Annotated in this window: 2 protein-coding genes; one reads left to right on the forward strand and one right to left on the reverse strand. The window is 68.0% G+C overall.

Going from position 1 to position 2,201, the window contains the following annotated elements:
* Positions 1-45: 45 nt before the first annotated feature.
* Positions 46-546 carry an RDD family protein gene (locus tag VR44_RS30730; RefSeq protein ID WP_094192024.1) on the reverse strand — a complete coding sequence of 167 codons (501 nt, stop codon included), beginning with the start codon at positions 544-546 and terminating at the stop codon, positions 46-48.
* Between the two features lie 189 nt (positions 547-735).
* On the opposite strand from VR44_RS30730, the gene glnA reads away from it, so the two are divergent.
* On the forward strand, positions 736-2,145 hold the full coding sequence (gene glnA / locus VR44_RS30735) for a type I glutamate--ammonia ligase (RefSeq protein WP_045950897.1): 1,410 nt from the start codon (positions 736-738) through the stop codon (positions 2,143-2,145).
* The last annotated feature ends 56 nt before the right edge of the window (positions 2,146-2,201 follow it).

Raw genomic sequence — 2,201 nt, forward strand, 5'->3', positions numbered from 1 at the left:
CGGCCGGCTCGCAGGGCGCTCCCGTTTCCGCTTTGCGTCTGCGGCTCAGATCCGGACCTGGACCGCGCCCGAGAGCCGGTCGTGCAGTCCGCGGCCGTCCCGGTCCCAGACCAGCGCCGGGATGACCAGCGCCAGCAGCACCGTGCGGAGCACCACGCGCGGGAGGCCGAGGCGCGTGCGGAGCACCACGCGCGGGAGGCCGAGGCGCCCGCCGTTCTGCGAGATCACCCGGAGGCCGAGGATCCGCTTGCCGGGGGTGAAGCCCACCGTGCCCACGGTGAGGATCGACAGGGCCACGAAGAGCCCCAGCGTCCAGTTGCCCGCCGAGGCCAGGTCGCCATGGGTGATGAGCCCGTATGCGATCAGCTGGCAGCCGATCCAGTCGATGGCCACCGCGCCGAGCCGGCGCCCGAAACGGGCCACGGAGCCGGGCCCCGACTGCGGCAGGCCGAGCTGCTGGCCCGGATAGCCGAAGTCGACGCCCATGTCCTCGGCGGCCGCGCGGGGGCCGGAGAGCCAGGAACCGATTGCTTGCCTGTTGTCCACTCCACCACGGTACCGGTGCGCTTCGACGGGACCTGGACGGGTCCCTGGTTAACTTGTGCGAAACAAATGGGTCATGCTTGGGAAATCCCGTCTGCTTATGGTCGGTCAGCGTGCGGCACCGCACTGACGCACCGCACCAGAGCTATAAAGCCCGTCCCTGCCCCGGGGACCGGGAGTAGGAGGAGTTGGATGTTCAAGAACGCCGACGAAGTGAAGCAGTACATCGAGGAGAACGACGTCAAGTTCGTCGACGTCCGCTTCTGCGACCTGCCTGGTGTGATGCAGCACTTCACCATCCCGGCGCGAGCGTTCGACCCGGCGGAGGAGCTCGCCTTCGACGGTTCCTCGATCCGCGGCTTCCAGGCCATCCACGAGTCGGACATGGCGCTGCGCGCCGACATCTCGACCGCGCGTCTGGACCCGTTCCGCCGCGACAAGACGCTGAACATCAACTTCTTCATCCACGACCCGATCACGGGTGAGGCCTACAGCCGCGACCCGCGCAACATCGCCAAGAAGGCCGAGGCCTACCTCGCCTCCACCGGCATCGCCGACACCGCGTTCTTCGGCCCCGAGGCCGAGTTCTACGTGTTCGACAGCGTGCGCTTCGCGACCTCCGCGAACGAGGGCTTCTACCACATCGACTCCGAGGCCGGCGCCTGGAACACGGGCTCCGAGGAGAACAACCGCGGCTACAAGGTCCGCTACAAGGGCGGTTACTTCCCGGTCGCCCCGGTCGACCACTTCGCCGACCTGCGCGCCGAGATCTCCCTCGAGCTGGACGCCCAGGGCCTCCAGGTCGAGCGCCAGCACCACGAGGTCGGCACCGGTGGCCAGGCCGAGATCAACTACAAGTTCAACACGCTGCTCGCCGCGGCCGACGACCTGATGCTCTTCAAGTACATCGTGAAGAACGTCGCCTGGCGCAACGGCAAGACCGCGACCTTCATGCCGAAGCCGATCTTCGGTGACAACGGCTCGGGCATGCACGTCCACCAGTCGCTGTGGCAGGGCGGCGAGCCGCTCTTCTACGACGAGGCCGGCTACGCGGGCCTCTCGGACACCGCCCGCTACTACATCGGCGGCATCCTCAAGCACGCCCCGTCGCTGCTCGCCTTCACCAACCCGACGGTGAACTCGTACCACCGCCTGGTGCCGGGCTTCGAGGCCCCGGTCAACATGGTGTACTCGCAGCGCAACCGCTCCGCCGCCATGCGCATCCCGATCACGGGCTCGAACCCGAAGGCCAAGCGCGTCGAGTTCCGCGCGCCGGACCCGTCCTCGAACCCGTACCTCGCCTTCGCGGCGCTGCTCCTCGCGGGCCTCGACGGCATCAAGAACAAGATCGAGCCGATGGAGCCGATCGACAAGGACCTCTACGAGCTCTCCCCGGACGAGCACGCGAACGTCCCGCAGGTCCCGACCAGCCTCGAGGACGTCCTCAAGGCCCTGGAGGAGGACCACGAGTACCTCCTGGCCGGCGGTGTCTTCACCCCCGACCTGATCGAGACCTGGATCGACTACAAGCGCACGCACGAGATCGCCCCGATCGCGCAGCGTCCGCACCCGCACGAGTTCGAGCTCTACTTCGACCTGTAAAAAAAGTCGGGAGCCGGCCCGCCCGGCGCGGGATCGTGCCTGCTGGGAGGCCCCCC

The organism is Streptomyces katrae, from assembly GCF_000966975.1.
In the GTDB taxonomy this organism is placed as follows: domain Bacteria; phylum Actinomycetota; class Actinomycetes; order Streptomycetales; family Streptomycetaceae; genus Streptomyces; species Streptomyces katrae.